The organism is Enterococcus sp. S53 (assembly GCF_016516865.1).
Classification (GTDB): Bacteria; Bacillota; Bacilli; order Lactobacillales; family Enterococcaceae; genus Enterococcus_D; species Enterococcus_D innesii.
Genome location: NZ_JACVUH010000047.1, coordinates 1 through 2,172, shown reverse-complemented (window position 1 = coordinate 2,172; position 2,172 = coordinate 1). Strand labels below are relative to the sequence as shown.

Genomic DNA, 2,172 nt, shown 5'->3' with positions numbered 1-2,172 from the left:
ATTAATGTCCGTACACAGGATTACTCTCAACAACTCGAAATACTCATAGAAATCATGTCAAACTTTGGTGAAGATTTGAAGAATATGAAGCTGTTTATGGATACGAAAGTTGTAGGAGGATTACTTGATAAAAATAAAAAAGCACAAGAAAGAAGTGAAATTAGAAGGGCAGGAGGAACTATTTAATGATTAGTGATTTAAAAATAACGTTGGATGGATTCGTCTTGTCCGATTATTTTGACCTGACGGAAGAACCAGATAGAGGGTTATTTCCAAACGTTACAAATACAACGAAGCAGATCAGCCGATTAAATGGTGTGAGAGTCTCACAGACACGTTTTGAGGAGCGGTATATAAAGTTGTCTCTATATGCTTTGAACGGCAATTTCAGAGAGATGAAAGACAGGTTAGCATTACAGTTATTTAAGGAAGGGAATCAGAAACTTTGGTTTTCGGATGAGCCAGACAGATTCTTTTGGGTGAAACTTAATGGTGAATCTTCTCTAAAGCGATCACTAGAATACCGTGGGGAAGCATATGGAACAATTGAATTCATTTGTGAGGATGGGTTAGCACACGCCATCCAGACCAAGGATTTCCAACTTGTTGATGATTCTGTAGTCATACAAAACGAAGGCACATACAAAGCGCCAATCACTTGGACAGTAGATTTTTTAGCCGATTGCGAATCAATTGGGTTTGTCACTGAAGATCGTATATTGCAGCTAGGATATGTAACATCAGAGGATATCGATGAAGACTTGTCAAATGTCGTTTTGTTTAACGACCCAATGAAATCAGCTACTAGCGGTCAATATTCAAGGAACGTAGGTAAAATTCGATGGCGGAATGATTCTGGCGATAACACTTCGCAAATACAAGGATCGTTGAAGTATGAAGCTGATGCAATAACAGTTGATAGCTATGGACCGTCTGGTGCCGATGATGCATTTTGGCATGGTCCAACACTAACACGTTTTTTCAACGACGTTGAGGATTGCGAAATTTACGCACGGTTTAATTTTAAGCCAAATGGGGCCACAAAAGACAAAGCCAAGAAACAAGGACTTTTCGAGTTGAATCTAGTAGATGCAGATAATCTTTTTATATGTGGATTTGAAATGAAAGACAATACCGATCAACAAGATAGGGTTGAGTATAAATTTTATGTTGGTGATGCGGAAATTAAATCAGGTTTTTTACCAGCGGCTGTTCGAAACACGAATGGTGGCTTTTTTGGTATGATCCGTATTCGCAAAGTCGGCAATAATTTTGATTTCTATCTGGCCAGACTCGTGAACAATCCTAAAGGTGGTTTCAACGAATCTTGGAAGGCAACGCATAACTGGACCAACGAAGCCATAGCAATGTTAAAACCTACAAGGGTTGATATAAACTTTCTAAACTGGCGAAACAAGCAACCAATTTACCAGTCGCTTACACATTTAAAGCTAACCAAATTTAATACTCGTGACGATAAGTTGATTCCCAAAACATTTTTGGAAGGAGATCAGCTTATTTTTGATGGGTCAACTTCTAAGGTCACCATAAATGGAATCACAGCAAATGATTATTTCGTAGTAGGATCGCAGCCGATTATTTCGAACATCGGAGAAACAGAGGTGTTCATATCACATGAAAGTACGGTTGATCCAATAGTCACAGCCACGGTAGAGGAGAGATTCTTATGATTTATCATATTTTAAACAGAGAATTCAACTCCATTTGTATGATCGACGATGAAGCCGATAACTCAGTTATATTGACGGACGACACGCACACATACGGTATATCTAACGGAACACTTTTGAATACATTTGATTGCGCGATCGATAAGAATCATGAAGATGCTGGGATGATTCAAGTGGGTACGCATATCGTCTTCCAAGACGAAAATGGCGAGAATATTTGTCTGACGTTGATGGACACCGATGAAGATGAGTATACACGTACCTGTCACTACGAAGATTTGGGCATGGAGTTGATCAACGAAACTCCGATGATATTTCCGGCATCGTTTGTCCAACCTGTCGAGTATTACGTTAATCGGGAAATATACGATAGTGGTTGGGAAATTGGTTTGAACGAGTTAGTAGATGCCAAAATGAAAATGGAGTTTACTAACAACGACACTACTTTAACGAGATTGCAGCAGATATGCGAGATGTTCAA

3 protein-coding genes are annotated in these 2,172 nt (G+C 39.0%); all 3 read left to right on the top strand.

Annotation, left to right across the window (positions count from 1 at the left end):
* Positions 1-186: hypothetical protein (locus IAE45_RS19125; protein ID WP_233619191.1), on the top strand; the 186-nt coding region annotated here is incomplete at its 5' end.
* On the top strand, positions 186-1,691 hold the full coding sequence (locus tag IAE45_RS18480) for a distal tail protein Dit (protein ID WP_200143165.1): 1,506 nt from the start codon (positions 186-188) through the stop codon (positions 1,689-1,691). The genes IAE45_RS19125 and IAE45_RS18480, both read left to right, overlap by 1 nt.
* A partial coding sequence (locus IAE45_RS18475; protein ID WP_200143164.1) for a hypothetical protein occupies positions 1,688-2,172 on the top strand: 485 nt, incomplete at its 3' end. The genes IAE45_RS18480 and IAE45_RS18475, both read left to right, overlap by 4 nt.